Annotated in this window: 16 protein-coding genes and 1 tRNA gene; 7 read left to right on the top strand and 10 right to left on the bottom strand. The window is 68.1% G+C overall.

The window, feature by feature from the left end:
• Window positions 1-120 precede the first annotated feature (120 nt).
• Window positions 121-738: an alpha/beta hydrolase gene (locus AX750_RS14955; RefSeq protein ID WP_066735041.1), complete on the top strand. Its 618-nt coding sequence runs from the start codon at window positions 121-123 to the stop codon at window positions 736-738.
• 49 nt (window positions 739-787) lie between these two features.
• Here AX750_RS14955 and AX750_RS14950 read toward each other — a convergent pair whose 3' ends face one another.
• Together AX750_RS14950 and AX750_RS14945 are read right to left on the bottom strand one after the other, a co-directional pair.
• On the bottom strand, window positions 788-1,018 hold the full coding sequence (locus AX750_RS14950) for a hypothetical protein (protein WP_066735039.1): 231 nt from the start codon (window positions 1,016-1,018) through the stop codon (window positions 788-790).
• Window positions 1,019-1,376: 358 nt separating this feature from the next.
• Window positions 1,377-1,454 (bottom strand) — tRNA-Pro (locus AX750_RS14945).
• Between the two features lie 219 nt (window positions 1,455-1,673).
• Between AX750_RS14945 and AX750_RS14940 the strand changes: the two genes are divergently transcribed.
• A complete protein-coding gene (locus tag AX750_RS14940) occupies window positions 1,674-2,492 on the top strand; it encodes a methyltransferase domain-containing protein (protein ID WP_066735037.1) in 819 nt (272 codons plus the stop codon).
• Here the strand turns inward: AX750_RS14940 and AX750_RS14935 are convergent.
• Both AX750_RS14935 and AX750_RS14930 read right to left on the bottom strand, forming a co-directional pair.
• The gene (locus tag AX750_RS14935; RefSeq protein WP_067254601.1) at window positions 2,462-3,724 is read right to left on the bottom strand and encodes an O-antigen ligase family protein; all 1,263 of its coding nucleotides are present in this window, start codon (window positions 3,722-3,724) and stop codon (window positions 2,462-2,464) included. The genes AX750_RS14940 and AX750_RS14935 overlap by 31 nt on opposite strands.
• Entirely contained in the window at window positions 3,721-5,271 is a 1,551-nt protein-coding gene (locus AX750_RS14930; protein WP_066735032.1) for an undecaprenyl-phosphate glucose phosphotransferase, read from the bottom strand. Before AX750_RS14930 ends, AX750_RS14935 begins: the two co-directional genes overlap by 4 nt.
• 521 nt (window positions 5,272-5,792) lie before the next feature.
• Here AX750_RS14930 and AX750_RS14925 point away from each other — a divergent pair.
• Both AX750_RS14925 and mdtI read left to right on the top strand, forming a co-directional pair.
• Window positions 5,793-6,155 (top strand): multidrug efflux SMR transporter, encoded by a 363-nt coding sequence (locus AX750_RS14925; RefSeq protein ID WP_066735030.1) that lies wholly within the window; start codon window positions 5,793-5,795, stop codon window positions 6,153-6,155.
• Window positions 6,152-6,490, top strand: coding sequence for a multidrug/spermidine efflux SMR transporter subunit MdtI (gene mdtI, locus AX750_RS14920; RefSeq protein WP_156449782.1), 339 nt, complete (start codon window positions 6,152-6,154; stop codon window positions 6,488-6,490). The genes AX750_RS14925 and mdtI overlap by 4 nt, the downstream gene beginning before the upstream one ends.
• Before the next feature lie 4 nt (window positions 6,491-6,494).
• Here mdtI and AX750_RS14915 read toward each other — a convergent pair whose 3' ends face one another.
• Window positions 6,495-7,652, bottom strand: a complete 1,158-nt coding sequence (locus AX750_RS14915; protein WP_066735028.1) for a glycosyltransferase — start codon at window positions 7,650-7,652, stop codon at window positions 6,495-6,497.
• 19 nt (window positions 7,653-7,671) lie between these two features.
• Window positions 7,672-8,232, bottom strand: coding sequence for a polysaccharide biosynthesis/export family protein (locus AX750_RS14910; protein ID WP_067254597.1), 561 nt, complete (start codon window positions 8,230-8,232; stop codon window positions 7,672-7,674).
• A 193-nt stretch (window positions 8,233-8,425) separates the two neighbouring features.
• Between AX750_RS14910 and AX750_RS14905 the strand changes: the two genes are divergently transcribed.
• Complete coding sequence (locus AX750_RS14905) at window positions 8,426-10,603, top strand: GumC family protein (RefSeq protein WP_067254594.1); 2,178 nt, start codon at window positions 8,426-8,428, stop codon at window positions 10,601-10,603.
• A gap of 6 nt (window positions 10,604-10,609) precedes the next feature.
• Here the strand turns inward: AX750_RS14905 and AX750_RS14900 are convergent, their stop codons facing one another.
• Window positions 10,610-11,857 (bottom strand): GNAT family N-acetyltransferase, encoded by a 1,248-nt coding sequence (locus AX750_RS14900; protein ID WP_066721230.1) that lies wholly within the window; start codon window positions 11,855-11,857, stop codon window positions 10,610-10,612.
• 144 nt (window positions 11,858-12,001) lie between these two features.
• Between AX750_RS14900 and AX750_RS14895 the strand changes: the two genes are divergently transcribed.
• A complete protein-coding gene (locus AX750_RS14895; protein WP_066721228.1) occupies window positions 12,002-13,054 on the top strand; it encodes a polysaccharide deacetylase family protein in 1,053 nt (350 codons plus the stop codon).
• A gap of 110 nt (window positions 13,055-13,164) precedes the next feature.
• Here AX750_RS14895 and AX750_RS14890 read toward each other — a convergent pair whose 3' ends face one another.
• A complete protein-coding gene (locus AX750_RS14890; RefSeq protein WP_066721226.1) occupies window positions 13,165-13,374 on the bottom strand; it encodes a DUF2842 domain-containing protein in 210 nt (69 codons plus the stop codon).
• A 139-nt stretch (window positions 13,375-13,513) separates the two neighbouring features.
• On the opposite strand from AX750_RS14890, the gene AX750_RS14885 reads away from it, so the two are divergent.
• On the top strand, window positions 13,514-14,581 hold the full coding sequence (locus AX750_RS14885) for a COX15/CtaA family protein (RefSeq protein ID WP_280939907.1): 1,068 nt from the start codon (window positions 13,514-13,516) through the stop codon (window positions 14,579-14,581).
• Window positions 14,582-14,753: 172 nt separating this feature from the next.
• Here the strand turns inward: AX750_RS14885 and AX750_RS14880 are convergent, their stop codons facing one another.
• Together AX750_RS14880 and AX750_RS14875 are read right to left on the bottom strand one after the other, a co-directional pair.
• Window positions 14,754-16,031 carry an O-acetylhomoserine aminocarboxypropyltransferase gene (locus tag AX750_RS14880; protein ID WP_066721224.1) on the bottom strand — a complete coding sequence of 426 codons (1,278 nt, stop codon included), beginning with the start codon at window positions 16,029-16,031 and terminating at the stop codon, window positions 14,754-14,756.
• A gap of 91 nt (window positions 16,032-16,122) precedes the next feature.
• Window positions 16,123-16,653 carry a CoA-binding protein gene (locus tag AX750_RS14875; protein WP_066721222.1) on the bottom strand — a complete coding sequence of 177 codons (531 nt, stop codon included), beginning with the start codon at window positions 16,651-16,653 and terminating at the stop codon, window positions 16,123-16,125.
• Window positions 16,654-16,826: the final 173 nt, after the last annotated feature.

Genomic DNA, 16,826 nt, shown 5'->3' with positions numbered 1-16,826 from the left:
GTGACCGAAGCTGCAGCGAGATTGCGTCAGACCCGACCTTCAACGCGATTTGACACGCCACCCTGCTCCGCCTTCGGGCGGGGCAGGGCGGTGTCACCGCTCTCGAAAGGAGGATGTCCGATGGACACCACCGCCACCACCGACTTCGTCCACATCTACGAGCCCGGCTCCGATGCCGCCCGGTCGCCGCTCCTCCTGCTGCATGGCACCGGCGGCGACGAGCGCGACCTGCTCGGCCTCGGCCGGGCGGTGGCGCCAGGCGCGACCCTACTCTCGCCGCGCGGCAAGGTGCTCGAAGGCCCGATGCCGCGCTTCTTCCGGCGTTTGTCCGAGGGCGTGTTCGACGAGGACGACCTGCATCGGCGCGCCCATGAACTCGCCGATTTCGTCGAGACGGCGCGGGAGCGCTACGGCCTCGCCCAGCCGGTCGCGCTCGGCTTTTCGAACGGCGCCAACATCGCAGCCAGCCTTCTGCTGCTGCGGCCGCAGGTGCTGGCCGGAGCGGCGCTGCTGCGGGCGATGTCGCCTTTCGCGGAGCCGCCCGAGGCGGATCTCAGCGGCAAGCGGGTGCTGATCCTCTCCGGTGCGATGGACCCGATCGTTCCGGCCGCCGATGTCGGGCGGCTAGCCAGGACGCTGTCGGACAATGGGGCGAGCGTCGATCATCGCACGCTGCCGGCGGGCCATGGCCTGTCCCAGGCGGACATCAACCTGCTCGCAGGCTGGTTTGCCGCCTGAGCGGCGAGCGCGACGACAAAGGGCGGCGTCGCGCGCCGCCCTTGATCGCTCAGGCCGACGGCGCCGCCGCCTTGCGCCGCGGCGTCTTCGGCGCGGGCGGTGCCGGCGGCGGCTCGGCGGCCTGCTTGGCCAGCCGCTGGGCGCGCAGCGCCTCGATCTTCTTGCGAGCGGCAGCCTCCTCGGCGGCGATGCGTCCGCTCGACTTCTGCTTCTCGCGCGGTGCCTCCTGCACGGTGTTGACGTCGTGCCAGGCGCGCGGTCCCCGGTTGTCCCCTACCATCGTTCTCGTCCTTCTCTCGCACGCTGATGGCAGAGCTTACCTGCGATTGCGTCGGGATACGAGCGACGTCGCAGGGTTTTGACGGCAGAGGCCCTGAAAACTCGGCTTAGTTCAGCAGTGGCAACGCGATCGCCATGGCGATCGTCAGCACCATGACCATCCGCAGCAGGACCGCTTTTTGGCCTGAGACGCCAAACGAGACGGAACGCGGGGACGCAGGCATGGCGACGGGCTCCGGCGAAGCAGAGCGCTAACGTTTCGTCATTTCCATGACGCTGCAAGAGCAGGGTCGCTGCGAGCCTGTGGACAAACCGGATCACGGCCGACCGCGAGGAGGGGGAAGCGGATCGGCAAAAAATGGTCGGAGCGAGAGGATTCGAACCTCCGACCCCTTGTCCCCCAGACAAGTGCGCTAACCGGGCTGCGCTACGCTCCGACGGGTCGGCTTATAGTGGCGGTGTTCCGCGGATGCAATCCGCTTGCGTCGGTTGTTTTGGGGCGCGACCCGTCATTCGTTCCGCACCTTTGCCGAGGCTGGCCGAAACCGGCCGATGTCAGGGCCCATTAACTGTCGAAACACTCGGTGATTGCGGTTATCGGGGCAGATCAGCATTGTTTTGAGCGTTCCCCAAGGGTCGAGCAGGCGGAGAAGACCATGTCACTGGCGACTGTCACGGCCGATCCGATCCGGCCTGCTTCGCGCGCTCATGCGAACCCGAACCGGTCCGTCGAGGGCTTTTTCCGTGAACTCGCGCCCGACTGGCATTCGCAATGGGCCTGGGACCATTACGAGCCGACGATTCTCAACCTTGCGCGGCAGTTCGGCCTGCGCCGTGTCTGCGAGATCGGCGGAGGCCGCGATCCGCTCTTTACCGCCGAGCAGGCGGCCGGCCATGGCATCGACCTCATCGTCAACGACATCGACGCGGGCGAACTCGCATTGACGCCGGCGGGCCTGAAGACGGCGCGCTTCGACATTGCGGGCGATCTTTCCGAACCGGACATCGCTCGCGGCGGCTATGATCTGATGGTCTCGCGCATGGTCTTCGAGCATGTCGAGGATGTCGAGCGCGCCTGGACCAACATCCACGCTCTGCTGGCGCCGGGCGGCGTTGCGCTCGCCTTCTTCCCGACGCTCTGGGCCCCGGTCTTCGCGCTCAACCATCTGCTGCCGGAGAAGGCCTCGCGCGCCATCGTCCACGCGCTCTTCCCGCTGCGCCGGGACGGCGGCGGCGATCCCAAGTTTCCCGCCCATTACGACTGGTGCCGCGGCAGCCGGGCGACGCTCGCGCCGATGCTGAACCGCGCCGGCTTCACCGACATCCACATTCAGCGCTTCTGGGGACACGGCTATTTCGACCGGATGCCCGGGCTGAAGCAGATCGACCACGGCTTCAACGCGCTGGCGGCGAAGATCGGCTGGGATTTCGTGACGACCTACGCTTATGTCGTCGTGCGCAAGGATCGCGGCTGAGGCGCCGTCTGCGGCGCGGCGGGGAGGGCGGCGAGCCCCCAGACGAGACCCAGCATCAGATACATATGACGCCAATGGTCGGTATCGATCTGCATCCCCTGCAGGATCGTGACGAACAGCACCGACCACAGCGCGATGGCATGGGTCTGGCGCGGCGTGCGCTGGAACACCAGCCGCCAGCCGACGAGGCAGGTTGCCGCCATCAGCGCCAGCCAGGAGAAGCCGCCGAGCCAGCCATAGGAGGCGAAGGCGTTGATGTAGACGTTGTGCGGGTCCTCCGGAAACAGCCAGCGGAAGCGCAGCGGCCCGAAGCCGTTGGGCTCGTCCAGCAGCAGCGGAATCGAGCGCAGCTGGTTGCCGAAGCGGCCCGTGACGCCGCCGTCGTAATCCTGCACGAGGTTGGCGCGCACCTCGAAGACGCTGCGAATGTTCTCGAAGGACAGTGCGAAGAGCAGGGCGACGACCACGAAGCCGAGCGCCAGCAGCGAGAGACCGATGATGCGCGCCCGTCGCGCCGCGCTCGGCGCCGTCAGGAAGGTCAGCGCCACCATCAGCAGCGTGGCGGCCACCAGATTACCCCAGGCGCCGCGCGAGAACGTCAGGAACAGCGCGACCAGCGGCACGCTCATCAGCAGAAGTCCCCGCATCAGGCCGAGCCGGCCGATCAGAACATGCTGGAGCAGATAGACGATCGGCAGCACCAGGAAGGGCCCGAGCACGTTCGGGTCCTTGAAGGTGCCCGAGGCGCGGCCATAGAGCGTGAAGATCGAGCCGAGGCCGGCGATGTCGAAATAGCCGAGGATGCCCGCGAATCCCGCGCCCCAGGCGGCGAACAGATAGCCCCGGCGCAGCGTCTCCAGGCGCCCCACAGGGTCCTCCGCCATGATCCCGGCGAGGAAGACGGCGGTGATCATCAGATAGACCGAGACGGCGGTGAAGCGCACAGCCGCGGCATCGTCCATCCACGGGATCAGCGAGAAGGTGCCGCCGATATTGTAGAGCAGCAGCAGCAGCGCCAGCGGCAGCAGCTTCTGCGAGAAGCGGATCCCCGTCAGCGCGAAGACGAACAGCGCGAGCAGGAACACGACCTCATAGGGCGAGGGCTCGATCAGGGCGAGACCGCTGCAGGCAGTCAGCAGCCAGAGCACGCCGCGCTTCAGCGTCGCATAGGAGATGCGCAGCCGGCCGCGTCGTGCCGGCTCCTGGCCGCTCCTGTCGGCGAGCGCGCTCAATAGGCGTTCTCGCTCTTGGTCATCAGCGAGAAGGGCGTCTTGATCAGGATGTAGAGGTCGAGCAGCACCGACCAGTTCTCGATGTAGTAGAGGTCGTGCTCGACGCGGCGCTGGATCTTGTCCTCGGTGTCGGTCTCGCCGCGCCAGCCATTGACCTGCGCCCAGCCGGTGATGCCGGGCTTGACCTTGTGGCGCGCGAAATAGCCGTCGACCACCTGCTCATAGGCGCGGTTCGAGGCGGTGGCATGCAGCGCATGCGGGCGCGGGCCGACCAGCGAGAGATTGCCCTTGAACACGACGTTGAAGAGCTGGGGCAGCTCGTCGAGCGAGGTCTTGCGGATGAAGCGGCCGACGCGGGTGACGCGCGGATCGTCCTTCGTCACCTGCTTGGCGGCGGTGTGGTCGGTCATCTCGTGATAGAGCGAGCGGAACTTGAAGACCTCGATCTGCTCGTTGTTGAAGCCGTAGCGCTTCTGCCGGAACAGCACCGGCCCCTTCGAATCGAGCTTGATCGCGATCGCCGTCGCCAGCATCACCGGTGACAGCAGGATCAGCGCCAGCGTGCCGACGACCTTATCGAAGGCCCATTTGACGACGATGTCCCAATCGGCGATCGGCCGGTCGAAGACGTCGAGCACCGGCACCGCGCCGAAATAGGAATAGGAGCGCGGCCGGAAGCGCAGCTTCGACATATGCGCCGAGAGCCGGATGTCGATCGGCAGCACCCAGAGCTTGCGCAGCATCGCCAGAAGCCGCGCCTCGGCCGAGATCGGCAGGGTGAAGATCACGAGATCGAGCTTGGTGCGCCGCGCGAACTCGACGAGGTCGTCGATCGTGCCGAGCTTGGGATAGCCCGCGACGAGGTCGGGCGAGCGGTCGTCGTTGCGGTCGTCGAAGACGCCGCAGATGCGCAGGCCCGTGTCGCGCTGCGCCTCTAGCGCCTTGATCAGGGCTTCGCCGCCTTCGCCGCCGCCGACGATGGCAGTGCGTCGCTCGAGCCGCCCCGAGCGCGTCAGATGCCGCACGGCCAGCGTCACCGCCAGACGCTCGCCCAGCAATGCCGCCGCGCCGACGCTGTAGAAGCCCAGCAGCCAGACGCGCGAGACCTGATCGCCGATCTTGAGGAAGAAGAAGGCGGCCAGCGTGATTAGGAACAGCAGGGTCCAGCCGCTGGCGAGCCGCACCGCCATGGCGATGAAGTTCCTGAGCGCACCGACATGGTAGAGATGCAGCGCCTGGAAGGTGGCGAGCGCGCCCACAGCGAGCGCGGGAATCGTGATCTGGTAGGGCAGGATGCTCTCGGTCGTGCCCGCGGCGTAGAGCCAGTAGATCAGGCCGCCGGCCCCCACCACGGCCAGCACGTCGAGCAGGCGAACCAGCCCCTCGATCATCACCGGCGACAGCGTCGGCTTGACCGGGATCGCGGCAATGCGCTCGGCCAGAGGATGGAACACGCGTGTCCCGCTTCGGGCCGGCCCGAACATGTCGGGCGTCGCCGAGGCGGCGGCATCCGCCTTCATCAGGTCGCGGACATCGAAGGCACCCATGACGTCACATCCCCGTCGCGGTCGGCACCGCCGGACGCGATCTTCGCCGGCCCGCCGATCTTGCCGCTGGCCTACCGGAAAATGCTCACGGAAGGCTTAATCGGACGCATCGCTGTTTCCCGGAGCGTGGTCAGGAAGGCGGGCTGCGGGAGGCCATCCCGCGGGCCTCGCTTTTCGCCGGCTTGGGAAAGCCGGAATTGTCTTGGTCTGACAAGGTATTGATCCAGGTTTTGAGCCGACGAAATGCCTTCGATCCAGACTGGGTTCGGTGCCTGTAAAGTGATGAAAGGTTGACGAAATGCAATCGCGAGGCTATATCCAACTGTGATGAGTGTCTGAGAAGCATATTTCTAGGCGATTGCCGCTGCAGCCTGAGTGCTGATGGCGCGCCCGTCGCTGTGATGCCTTGCGGTTATCCTGCGGTGGCCTGTTCTTCCGGACGCTGATTTCAAACCCGAACTTTTGCCGATCTTCCGGCCTCGCCCCCGCGATGGCCGCCGCCCGATCGGCCCGTGTGCTTCATGTCTTCCCATTGGTTCTTCCTGCTCGCGGCCATCGCCGTCGAGATCGTCGCGACGGCCGCGCTGAAATCCGTCGTGTCCGAATCCTGGCTGGTCGCGTTCCTGCCACTCCTTCTCATCGGTCTCTCCTTCGCGCTGCTCAGCGTCGCTCTGCGGGTCATCCCGCTCGCCGTCGCCTATGCGGTCTGGGAGGGCTTGGGCATCGTCGGCATCGCCTTGATCGGCCATCTCCTCTTCGGCGAGCATCTCACGCCGGGGCGCGTCGCAGCCCTGGCCGCGATCCTCGCCGGCATCCTGCTGCTCGAGCGCGGCGTCGGCGAAAGTCCCGATGCCGCTGCGCCGCACCAGGGGAGGCTCGCATGACCTCCGCCCTGTTGCCGCAATGGCTGGCCATCGCGTGGCTCGCTCTGGCGGTGGTCCTCGAAGTTGCCGGGTCCTGCCTGCTCAAGCTGTCGGACGGGCTGCGCCGGCGTCTCCCGGGAGCGATCGGTATCCTGCTGGTCATCGGGGCCTTCGCCGCTCTCGCCCAGGCGATCCGCGGCATGGACCTCTCGGTGGCCTACGCCGTCTGGGGCGGAGCGGGGCTGGTGATCACCGCCCTCGTCGGCGCCTTAGCCTTCGGCCAGCGCATCAGGCCGAGCGGCTGGGCCGGGATCGTTCTGGTCGTGGTCGGCGTCGTCGCACTGAAATCGCTCTGACGGCTCAGCCGCCTGCGCGTTTCGCCAGCGCGTCGCGATAGGCGTCGAGCACGCCGTCGATCATCGGCGCGAGACGGAAATTCTCGCGCACATGCGCCGCGAGATCGGCGGCCTCGGCCGCGCGATCGGCTTCCGGCGCTGCCAGCAGCTTGGCGATCGCCGCCGCGAGGATGGGGGCGTCGTCGGGCGGGATCAGCCGGTGGCGATGGCGTGGTCCGTAGATCTCGTTGATGCCGCCGACATCGGTGGCGACGAGCGGCTGCGCCGCCGCCGCCGCCTCCAGCACGACATAGGGCAGCGATTCCGCCCGCGACGGCACCACCATGACGCGCGCGCGAGACAGCGCCTGCCGGATCGGACCGGGCGGCTCGAACACGCATTGCGCAGCGACGCCGCGGGCGATGGTCAGCGAGCGCAGTTCCGCCTCGTCGGGCCCCGAGCCGACGATCAGGATGCGCGGCGTCAGCCTGTCCCGCGTCTTCAGCAGGCCGAGCGCTTCGATCAGCGTGTCGATGCCCTTGGCCGAGCGCAACTCCCCGAGATAGACGAGGTCGAAGGCCGCCTCGCTGTGGTCGATCGGCTCGAATTCGGGGTCGGACACGCCGTTGAGGACGATGCGGTGGTCCGTCCTGGGTTCGTGGCCGATAGAGGCCTCGAAGCGCCCGGCGATGAAGCGGCTCTCGAACAGGAAGATGTCTGTGGCGCGTTCGAGCAGCCGCTCGACCGCCATGTAGACCTTATGCTCGGTACTCCCGGGCTTGTAGTTGAAGCTGCCGCCATGAGGCGTATAGGCGGTGATGTAGCGCCGCCCGGGGCTGATGAGCGCAGGCATTCGCCCATAGACCCCGCCCTTGGAACCGTGGCAGTGCACCACGTCCGGCGCCAGCTCGCGGCGCAGTGCGATGGCGGAGAACTGCGCGCGCGCATCGGTGAGGCTCGGATAGCGCGACATCGGCACGCGTGTGATGCCCAGCGAGAGCCGGCCCGACAACTCGGCGAAAACCGCGTCGGCGCGTGTCCCGCCCGTGCTGGCATCGCAGAAGATGCCGACCTCATGGCCTCGCTCCGCCTGGCCGCGGGCGAGGTCGAGGACATGCCGGAACAGTCCGCCGAGCGGCGCCCGGAAGACGTGAAGGATCCGCAGCCGCGCGGCATCCGTCATCGGGGTTCTCCGCGCAGGCTCAGAACCAGCGTTCCTTGATCACGATCGTGTCGCCCGGCTGCACCGGATAGGTGATCGGGACGCTCGCGGTCACGAGCCGGTCGTCGATCTGCCGGGTCACCTCCGCGCTGCTGCGCTGGCCGCGAGGGGTGAAGCCGCCCGCGATCGCCACCGCGGTCTGCACGGTCATGCCGTGGACGTAGGGAAACTGGCCCGAATTGGTGACTTCGCCGAGGACGAAGAAAGGTCGGTAGGTGTCGACCTCGACCGAGACCTTGGGCTCGCGCAGGAAGCCGGCGCGCAGCTTGCCCTCGATCGCCCGTTCGAGCTGCTGCGTGGTCCGGCCCTGCGCCTCGACGGTGTCGATCAGCGGCATCGCGATCCGGCCCGAGCCATCGACGGCATAGATGTTCGAGAGATTGTCCTGTCCGAAGACGATGATGCGCAGCCGGTCGCCGCTGGCGAGGCGGTAGGGGCCGGCAGGCTGGGCCAGGGCGTATTCCGAAGGGCCGACGCGCGGCGCGCAGGCGCCGGCCGTCATGGCGATGGCCAGTGCGAGAGGGGCGAGACGACGACTCATCACAAGCGATACCCATGCGAAGCTGCGCAAAGCATGGGCGCGATATGGTTAAGAAAAGCTTCCGGGCGAGCGCTTTCGCGCCGCTTCGGGACGAAGGCGCGCGCCGGCGCTTAACCCGGCAATAACCTTACTGCGCTTTCATCCCTTCCGCGTCCTGTCCGGGGCGCGTGCGTTTTGCGTGAATGGATGGGTCATGACCGCTCACACCGAGAGCCTCGTCAGGGATGATCTGCGTGAGCCGGCGGCGCGCGACGACGGTCGCGGCGAGATGCTCGATCTCTCCGCGCTGTGGGAGGCGGTCAAGCGCCGCCGCGGCTGGATCATCGGCCCGACGCTCGCCGTGCTCGGCCTGTCCTTCGTTGCCGTGAACCTGGTCTCGCCGCGTTACACCGGCGAGGCGCGCATCCTGCTCGAGAACCGCGGCACCTTCTTCGCGCTGCCCGGCCAGTCCGCCGATGCTTCGGCCCAGTTCGATTCCGAGGCCGTGCAAAGCCAGGTCCAGATCATCATGTCGCGGGATCTCGCCCGCGAGGCGATCAAGCGCATCGGGCTCGTCGGCAATCCCGAATTCGATTCCGGCGCCGGCGCGCTGAACGCGCTGCGCAAGATCGGCGTCCTTGTCGGGCTCGGCGGCCATCCGGCCGACCGCTCGCCGGAGGATCGGGTGCTGGAGAAGTACTACGACCGGCTGCTGGTCTATCCGGTGGGCCGTTCGCGCATCGTCGCGGTCGAGTTCACCTCGCAGGATCCGGCGCTGGCGGCCAAGGGCGCCAACATCATCGCCAATGTCTATCTCGAGCTGCAGGAGGCGGCGAAGCAGGACTCCGCCCGCAGCGCCTCCTCCTGGCTCTCGACCACGATCGAGCCGCTGCGCCAGCGCGTCACCGAGGCCGAGGCCAAGGTTGAGGCCTTCCGCTCCCGCAACGGGCTGCTCGTCGGCAGCAACAACACCACGATCAACGCCCAGCAGCTCGGTGATCTCTCGGCTCAGCTCTCCGCCGCCCGCAGCCAGCAGGCCGAGGCGCAGGCGAAGGCCGGCCTGATCCGCGAGGCGATCAAGCAGGGCCGCACCTTCGAAATCCCCGACGTCGCCAACAACGAGTTGGTGCGCCGGCTGATCGAACAGCGTGTCAATCTGCGCGCCCAGATCGCGCTCGAATCCCGCAACCTTCTCTCCGAGCATCCTCGCATCAAGGAGCTGAACGCCCAGCTCGCCGATCTCGAGGGCCAGCTCCGCGCCGCGGCCGAACGGGCCGTCCGGACGCTCGAGAACGAGGCCAAGATCGCCGGCCAGCGCGTCGAGAGCTTCACCGCCGCCCTCGACGGCCAGAAGAAGAGCGTCTCGACCGGCAATGACAGCGAGGTGCAGCTGCGCGCGCTGGAGCGCGAGGCGCGCGCGCTGCGCGAACAGCTCGAGCAGTACATGCTGCGCTACCGCGAGGCCGTGGCCCGCGACACCCAGAACGCCACGCCCGCCGATGCCCGCGTCATCTCCCGCGCCATCGAGCCGACCGAGCCGTCCTTCCCGAAGAAGCTGCCGACGGTGCTGGTGGCGACGCTCGCGACCTTCCTGGTCTCGCTGGCGACAGTCGTCTCGCGCGAATTGCTGAACGGGCAGCGCGATGTGCCGGCTTCGGGGTCGCGCCGCACGCCGGGCTGGGTCGGCGGCGGGACCACGGGGGCGCCGCGCCGCGAGGAGCCGCAGACCGACACGAGGCGCGAGCGCGTCGCCGGCCTGCTCACCCATGGCGGGCGGCTGGGCCAGGTCACGATCGATCTCGTCCATCCCGAGCAGACCCTGGCCGATCTCGCCGAGCGCATCGAGGAGCCGGCGCGCGGCATGGCGCCGATGGTGCTCGTGCTCGACGGGGCGGGCGAGGGCGCGACCACCCCGCATGATCTCGCCGATCTGCTCTCCCAGCGCTGCCGCTGCATCATCGTCGATCTCGCGGCCGACGAAGGGCGCAGCCAGCCCGGTTTCTCCGAGCTGCTCGCCGGCGAGGCGTTGTTCTCCGACATCATCACCCGCCAGACCGGCTCGCGGCTGCATCGCATCGGTCCCGGGCGCGCGGGCCGCGACGCGGTCCTGGCGGCGCCCGACCTCGTCGAGGTCGCGCTGGACGCGCTCTGCGAGACCTATGACTGGGTCTTCGTCGCCGCTGCCTCCAACGACGAATCCACGGTGCTCGCGCCGCTGGCGAAGCGCGCCCAGGGCGGGCTCGTCATGGCCGGCCAGCTCGGCAACGGCCATGCCGTCGAGGCGGCCTACCGCCTGGCCGATCTCACCAAGACGCCAGTGACGCTGATCCTCGATGCGCCCGAGCCGGCGCGAATGGGCGAGCTGCGCGAGCGCGACCCCGCGCCGCTCTGACGGCGGCTACTCCTCGGCGGCGGGCTTGCGCCCGCGCCGCAGCCAGCCCGAGATGCGGTGCGCGAGCTTCAGCGCTGTCGGCGAGGCCTTGATGCGTCGCTTGACCTCGCGTTTGGCCCGGCTGAACAGGGCAAACGCCCGTCCCTTGGCCGTCAGCGGCAGGAAGGTATCGACGAGATCGTCGCGTTCGTCGCAGATCGTCGTCTTGTAGCGCGCCTCGCCGACGCCGAGATCGAAGACCGTGACGCCCTCCCGGCATTTCAGCTTGATCAGCTCGACCAGCAGGATCTCGCCCGGGCTGCTCTTGGCGGCCTCGCTGTCCATGTCGAAGGAGGTCGCCATGCCAGAGAAGCGCGCGCCCTGTACGGCGCCGACATAGGTCGCGACCGACTGTCCCCCGACATCGAGGGAATAGAGCTCCAGCGTCGGCGCGGTCTCGCCCTCCGCCCGGGCGCCGCGCTCGATGAAGCGGCGCACCGCGGGCGGTGCGAACGGATCGGCGATGCCCATCATCGCGAAACGCGCCGCCTTCTGGCGCAAGAAGGCGTCGATGACGCGGGCGATTTCCTCCGGCGTCCGGGCCCGCACCACTTCGGAGGGACCATAGGCCTGGAAACGGTTGCGCTTGTTCTTGAGCTTCTTGTGGGCGTGGCTGCTCATCGAGCGCCGCAGCGAACCCTCGGCATCGCCGGGCGTGAGGGCGAGCTTGTAGGCTCCGCTCGGGCTCGGGCCGCCGGCGAGCTGGGCCAGCGGGTTCGGCACACCCTGCCACTGCGTCGGCTGGTTGACGAAGATGAAGGCGTCGAGCCCGCCGATGGCCGCCCCGATCTCGGCCAGCATCAGCCGCGCGGCGGCAGCGTCCAGCCCGGCGGCGAAGGCCGGGTCGTAGAGCCCCATATGATAGTTGGCATGCTTGCCGCCGATGAATTCGGCGAAGCGGATGCCATTGCGGCGCGTGATGACGAGCGGCAGGATCGCCAGCGGTTCGCCGGTCGCGCCGCGCAGCACCGCATGGCGGAACACCATGCGCTCGGCCCGGCCGACCGTTTCCGCGAAGGCGCGCACCCAGCCATGGGCCTGGTAGGGCGTGACCAGGGCGCGCTGCTCGAGCCACTGCCAATCCTCGGCCAGCGCCGCGATGTCCGCGACCACCGACAGGCTGGCCCAGCCTCTCGTGACGCCGGCCTCGCGCGCGACCGGCTGATCGGCGAGGCGAGGGGGGGCGGATGGACTCTGTTCGACGAGCGCTGACATGGATCTGAAAGCCTCGGGAGCAACGGCGATGCCGCCTCCTTAACCCGCTATTGTGAACGGACTGGCCAAGATCGCCCGAGATCGCTCGCGATGGCGCCGCCATCGGACAACAGCGTTAGCGGGCGGTTGCCGCGGAACGGACAGATGAACCTGCGCCACCTTGCCTTCTCCGCCGTCTTCAGGGCGATCGCGGCCACAGGCGCCGACCGCTGGGGCAGGGGCCTCGCGCAGGGCCGCGGCGTCATCCTGACGCTGCATCATGTCCGGCCGCGAGGCGCGGGCGGCTTCCGGCCCAATGGCCTGCTCGAGATCACGCCCGACTTCCTCGACCGCACGCTCGCCCTGATCCGCGCCGAGGGCTATGATCTGGTGTCGCTGGACGAAGCGCTCGTTCGGCTGGCGGCACCGCGCCCGGGCCGCGTCTTCGTCGCGCTGACCTTCGACGACGGCTATCGCGACAATGTCGAGCACGCCTGGCCGGTGCTGGCGAAGCATCACGCGCCGTGGACGCTCTTCGTCACGCCGGGCTTCGCCGACCGCACCGCGCGGCTCTGGTGGCTGGAACTGGAGGAGGCGATCCGCGCGCTGCCGGCGCTCTCGCTTTCCCTGCCAGACGGCCCCTTCACGGCCAGGACGGCCAGCGAAGCCGGCAAGCAGCGCGCTTTTGAGACGCTCTACTGGCGTCTGCGCAAACAGCCGGAAGCGATTCTGCTGTCGGCGATTTCCGATCTCATGGCCCAGGCCGGCATGGATTCCGCCGCGCTCGTGGAGCGCGAATGCCTGCCCTGGGAGACGCTGCGCGCTTTGGCCGGCGCGCCGGGCGTCACCATCGGCGCCCACACGCTGACGCATCCGATGCTGGCCAAGCATGACGAGGCCTTCGCCCACGCCGAGATCACCGAGAGCAGAACCCGGATCGAGGCCGAGCTTGGCCTCCCCATCCGCCACTTCGCCTATCCGGTCGGCGACCCCACCTCGGCCGGTCCGCGGGAGTTCGCCATGGCGAAGGCGGCAGGCTTCGCCAGCGCGGTGACGACGCGGCCGGGCCATCTCTTCGCGGAGCATGCCGACCACCTCCACGCTTTGCCGCGCGTCTCGCTCAACGGGCTGCACCAGAGCGAGGCGGCCGTAAGGGCGCTGCTGTCCGGGTTGCCGTTCTGGCTCTGGAACCGGGGGCGGCGGGTGAACGCCGAATAGCGCCGGACGTCATGGTCGGGCTTGTCCCGACCATCCACGTCTTTGCTGGTCGGGACCTGAGTTCAAGACGTGGATGCTCGCCACAAGGGCGAGCATGACGGGTGCGCGCTTCAGACCCGGTCCTTCCGCTCCATCCACTTGATCAGCGGCAGCAGCGGCAGCACCCAGACCAGGCCGAGCGCGATATAGGCGATCGTCTGGACTAATTTCGGCGCCTCGGTGATGCGCCCCTGCGCCAGCGCCATGGCGACGAGAGCGTAGACGCAGACGAAGACGATGATGACGACGGCGCCGATCAGCTTGCGGTGGGTTTGTCTCATCGGGCGGTCTCGTCCTGGTTCTCGGCGCGGGCGCCGGCCTGCGGCAATGCGGGCGTTGTCGGCTCCCGGCGCGCCGACTATCTGTCACCTGCTCCCGCGCTTGTGAAGCCAATCCGATGCGACCGAAGGCCCCGCTTCCGTGACGATCGCTCTCGACAGACACCCCTCGATCATCCTGCAGGGCGGCCAGCATGCCGGGGTCAGGCGCTGGCTCTGGGCCGTGGCGGCGCTGGTCTTCGTCATGGTCGTCGTCGGCGGCGCGACGCGGCTGACGGGCTCCGGCCTCTCGATCACGGAATGGAAGCCGATCACCGGCGCCCTGCCGCCGCTCTCGGCCGAGGCCTGGGCGAGTGAATTCGCGAAATACCGCGCCAGCCCGCAATACCAGCTGCTGAACCAGGGCATGAGCCTCGGCGAGTTCCAGTTCATCTACTGGTGGGAATGGGGCCACCGCCAGCTCGGCCGCTTCATCGGCCTGGTCTATCTCGGCGGCTTCCTGGTTGTCGCAGGCCTGCGGCTGCTGTCCTGGCGCCAGACCCTGGTGCTCTTCGGCATGGGGCTGCTGCTCGGCCTGCAGGGCACGATCGGCTGGATCATGGTGGCGTCCGGCCTGCAGCCCGGCATGATCGCGGTCGCGCCGGTCAAGCTGACGCTGCATCTGACCTTCGCCGCGCTCTTCTTCGCCTCCGTCGTCGCCTTCGCGACATTCCTGACCCCGCCGCGTCGGGCCGAACCGGCGCAGGGCCGGGGCATGGCCTGGCTGCTGCTGGCGCTGCTCTTCGGGCAGATCGCGCTCGGCGGGCTCGTCGCCGGCTCGCGCGCCGGCTTCGTCTACAACACCTGGCCGCTGATGGACGGCGCGCTGGTGCCTGGCGTCGAGACGCTGTTCGTGCGGCCCGCCTTCTGGGAGAATTTCGTCGACAACGCCGCTCTCGTGCAGTTCAACCACCGCATCGGCGCCTATCTGCTGCTGGCGCTGGCGCTCTGGCACATGCTCTCGCTGCGCAGGGCGGCGCCGGGCTCGGGCGGGGCCAAGCGCGCGACCGCTCTCGCCGGCCTGACGCTGAGCCAGGCCGTGCTGGGCATCGTCACGCTGCTGCTGGTCGTGCCGCTCTGGGCCGGGCTCGCCCACCAGGCGCTCGGCTTCCTCGTGCTGGCGATGGGCGTGGTGCATGTGACGCGCAACGAGGGCGCCTCGCGGGGGTGAACCGCGCCGTCATGCTCGGGGCATTGCGAAGCAATGAGCCCGGAACCCATGACCGCCGAGCACCCAAGGAAAGGCGACCGGCGGCCGCGTGCTTTCTGCAGCCGCCTGCGGTTATGGGTTCCGGGCTCGCCCTGCGGGCGCCCCGGAATGACGGCGTGGCTATTGACGAAGATCAGGCCAGCGCTTGATCCAGATCGTCGATCAGATCCTGCACGTCCTCCAGCCCGATCGACAGGCGGATCACCTGCGGGCCGGCGCCGGATGCCGTCTTCTGCTCGTCGCTGAGCTGGCGATGCGTGGTCGAGGCCGGGTGTATGACCAGCGAGCGCGTGTCGCCGATATTGGCGAGATGCGAGAACAGCTTGAGCTCGGTGACGAGCTTGACGCCGGCGTCGTAGCCGCCCTTCAGCCCGAAGGTGAAGACCGCGCCGGCGCCCTTCGGCGAATAGCGCTTCGCCAGCTCATGATACTTGTCGCCGGGCAGGCCCGGATAGCTGACCCATTCCACCGCCGGATGCTTCGAAAGATGCGTCGCGACCGCCAGCGCGCTCTCGCAATGGCGCTGCATGCGCAGCGGCAGCGTCTCGATGCCGGTCAGGATCATGAAGGCGTTGAAGGGCGAGAGCGCCGGGCCCATGTCGCGCAGGCCCAGCACGCGGGTCGCGATGGCGAAGGCGAAATTGCCGAAGGTCTCGCCCAGCACCATGCCGTTATATTCCGGCCGCGGCTTGGAGAGCATCGGGTAGCGGTCGTCGCCGACCCAGTTGAACGAGCCGCCATCGACGATGATGCCGCCGATCGAGTTGCCGTGGCCGCCGAGGAACTTGGTCAGCGAATGCACCACGATGTCGGCGCCATGCTCGAAGGGGCGGATCAGGTAGGGCGTCGCCATGGTGTTGTCGACGATCAGCGGGATGTTGTGCTTCTTCGCGATCTTCGAGATGCCGGCGATGTCGACGATCACGCCGCCCGGATTGGCGATGGATTCGATGAAGATCGCCTTGGTCTTCGGCGTCACCGCGGCGGCGAAGGCCTCGAGATCGTCCGAATCGGCCCAGATCACGTTCCAGCCGAAGTTCTTGTAGGAGTGGTTGAACTGGTTGATCGAGCCGCCATAGAGCTTCTTGGCGGCGACGAACTCGTCGCCCGGCTGCAGCAGCGCATGGAAGGTCAGGAACTCGGCGGCATGGCCCGAGGCGACGGCGAGCGCGGCCGTGCCGCCTTCCAGCGCCGCGACGCGCTCCTCCAGCACCGCATTGGTCGGGTTGCCGATGCGGGTGTAGATGTTGCCGAAGGCCTGCAGCCCGAACAGCGAGGCGGCATGGTCGACATCGTCGAAGACGAAGGAGGTCGTCTGGTAGATCGGCGTGGCGCGCGCGCCGGTGGCCGCATCCGGCGCGGCGCCGGCATGGATGGCGAGCGTGTGGAAACCGGGTGCGCGGTCGGTCATCGTCTACTCCCTGCGATCTTCTGAATGCGAGACATTGCGTTCGTTTTATCGAACGACCCCGGCAGCGTCAATTCATCGACCGCGCGGATCCTCACGTCCCCGGGCGGTGGATCGTCAGTTTCTGGAAGCCCTTGCCGGCGAGCACCGGCTTCTTCGACGACAGGATGCGCGAGTTGATGCCCTGCCAGCCGATCTCGCCCGAGAGGCGGCCATACTCGATCTTGGGGCAGCGGTTCATGATCACGGCGACGCCCTTGGCCTCGGCCTTCGCCGCCGCCTCGTCATTGCGCACGGAGAGCTGCATCCAGATCACCTTCGGCAGCGGATCGAGCGTCAGCGCCTCGTCGGTGAGCGGCCCGGCGGCTTCCGAGTTGCGGAAGATCTCGACCATGTCGACGGGACCGGGGATGTCCTTCAGCGACGCGTAAACGGTCTTGCCCAGCAGCGTTTGGCCGGCGAGGCCGGGATTGACGGGGATGACGTCGTAGCCCCGGTCGAGCAGGTATTTCGTCACGATCCAGGAAGGCCGCGCCTCGTTCGCTGAGGCGCCGACCAGCGCGATGCGCTTGGTGTCCTTGAGAATCTGACGGATCTGCGCGTCGGGATAGGCGTCGTGGGACATGGACAAGGCTCTGATCCGGCAAGGAGAGGCGCGGGGAACCCCTCTCCCGTGTGGGAGAGGGGCAGGGGTGAGGGCCGGACGGCAAACCAGTGAAACGATAGCGGGCTGCGGCAGAAATCTGGTCCAGGGGCCGACACCTCACCCCTGCCCCTCTCCTTACAGGAGAGGGGTTC

The sequence above is a fragment of the Methylobacterium sp. CCH7-A2 genome (genome assembly GCF_001557075.1).
Classification (GTDB): domain Bacteria; phylum Pseudomonadota; class Alphaproteobacteria; order Rhizobiales; family Beijerinckiaceae; genus Allobosea; species Allobosea massiliensis.
This window is presented reverse-complemented; position numbering and strand designations above follow the sequence as displayed.